Annotated in this window: 1 protein-coding gene and 1 pseudogene; one reads left to right on the forward strand and one right to left on the reverse strand. The window is 53.6% G+C overall.

Going from position 1 to position 2,152, the window contains the following annotated elements; genetic code table 11:
- Window positions 1–161: pseudogene (locus A3A5_RS43440) on the reverse strand (IS110 family transposase); the annotation flags it as partial.
- Between the two features lie 1,243 nt (window positions 162–1,404).
- Here A3A5_RS43440 and A3A5_RS41790 point away from each other — a divergent pair.
- Window positions 1,405–2,022, forward strand: coding sequence for a YopT-type cysteine protease domain-containing protein (locus A3A5_RS41790; RefSeq protein ID WP_157637257.1), 618 nt, complete (start codon window positions 1,405–1,407; stop codon window positions 2,020–2,022).
- The last annotated feature ends 130 nt before the right edge of the window (window positions 2,023–2,152 follow it).

Below are 2,152 nucleotides of genomic sequence, written 5' to 3' on the forward strand. Positions count from 1 at the left end.
CAGGCTTCCATCCCAACGACGCTTGGCGGCAGAGTCGCAAAGAATTCGGCCACCTGGGCACGCTTCAGTTGCTTCTTCAACGTCGCCTTGCCGCGCTCATCCACGCCGTGAACCTGGAAGATATTTTTCGCCAAGTCGATACCTACCGTCGTGATCGTCATGATGGATGCCCCTGTTCGAGGGGTTGCAGTGCCCCCCAACTTTGGCATGCATATCCCGTTACGGGGAGGGGGCGTCCATCTCATTAACGCCAGTCTTATCGCACAGAGCACTGAATTCCCTTAGAGCGCATTCGGGTGACAAATTCAGCCGCCTTGCCGGCGCAGATATCGGGGTATTGGCGGAGCGCCATACGATGTCCTGCTTACCGTCTTCGCGGCGATAAAGGCTTCACAGCCGCCGCCTCCGTCGATCCACGACGGCGCGGCTTCCCCGCGCCCGTCCCCCCACACTTGAAGTGAAGGGCGGCGTCGGCCCCACGTAAGTAAGCACTACTTTCGGCTGACCACAGCAAACGGGCACTCTGTGGGTAAGCAGCAGCCATTATAGTACTGGCAAGCATGCTAACTTCGCCAGGAGTGTCGCAATTTCGCTATTGCGGCCGATGCCAGTGCCAGTTTGTATCACAGTGGTCGGATCCAATATCCGTGTCGTAAACCCCTTTCAACACATCCAGTTCGTCGCACTCGGAAGTTGTGCAAAAATATGCGTCTCTTTCAGACATTCAGGATTCCCGTCTTGATACAGTGGGGCTGCCTCTAGTCGGAATTTCCGTGTCTAAAAATATTTTCGAAGCTAGGGAATCGCCGGTAGAGTGGAAAAAATGCCTATGAAATTTCTCTTATGGTCCGCGGAAGAAGAAGCAGTGCTCCGGATGTGCAAGTCCACGTTGGCCCGAATGAAGCTCGCGCGGGCGTGTTCTCGGCAACGAGGTTGGTCGTGCAGACGTCCTCAGCGGATGCCCTCCGGTAACAATAAGGAAACGGTGCATCGTTCGCTTTGTGTATGAGATTACACTCCATTATTTCCAAATGGCTATATGAAGATGGGCGCATTAGTTCCTCAATCACCATTACTCCGTCTCGGTACTGACCGTTTACTCAATGGATCAAGGACGAAGTCATGAATCTGAACAATGTCATTGAAGGCGGCTATGCTGGCAATGTGGAAGATGGGCAACCCCGAAGCCCAAGTAGCGGTCAATTTCCTGTAACTAGAACTTCCACAGCACCCCAAATACCTCACGGGCTGAGTGGGATCCCTGCCGAAAGGGTCTCCGATTTTTTGCAAAATGGCCTTCCAAATGGCCCCTCGCCCTTTGGAGGGATCAGTCTAGAAGACTTGCCTCACAAAAAGGGGAATTGTGCATGCACTCCGCATGTCTCGAACTCTAGGAGCTCCAGCGTGGGCAGCTCCAGCACTTCCTCTCCCACAAGGCTGAGCACATCGTTTTCCGATTATCGGACGGCCGAGTTGAGCAACGCAAATGCCAATGGGATCTGTGTCGGCCTCACAGCAGCATGGCTCCTCAATCGCAACAATAACAGCGCCCCTGATCGGATGGCCGCCTTGATGCCTGGATCGGTAGCGCACGGATTGGCTTCGCAGTGGCAGGAACAGTATCAAACTCACAAGGCGGCGCTTAGGAGCCGGGGGATGTCAGCTTCGCAGGCGGACCTCGATGCACAAAATGCCATGCTGAACGAAGCTGGTCTAAAGCCATCGGGGCGTGAAAAGAAGTATCGATTTAACGACCCCATGAGTTTGTCAAACTTGTGCAAGGAAATCGCGAAAGGTGGATCAACACATCTACTCAGCCTGTATTTTGCATCTGGCAACGCGCACATCGTTGCGACATCAACGTCCAACGGACAAACCGTGCTCTTCGATCCAAACTATGGAGAGTTCAATGTTGCTTCGCACGACGTCGACTCATTAATTCAAAGCCTGAGCAACCGCTACAAGAATCCGAACCGACAGCATTTGTCGACAGTGACCACGCAGCGTGTGTTGGGGGAATAGATCCTTTATGCAAAAGAACTGCCGGCAAACCGGGACATTACTCAGCAGTCGGAAATATAGGCGACAGAAGGAGCCTGGAAGAATGATCGAACGAGACACGGCTTTTGCCGGACATCCGCGAGCTGCGCCT

The organism is Cupriavidus sp. UYPR2.512 (assembly GCF_000379565.1).
In the GTDB taxonomy this organism is placed as follows: Bacteria; Pseudomonadota; Gammaproteobacteria; order Burkholderiales; family Burkholderiaceae; genus Cupriavidus.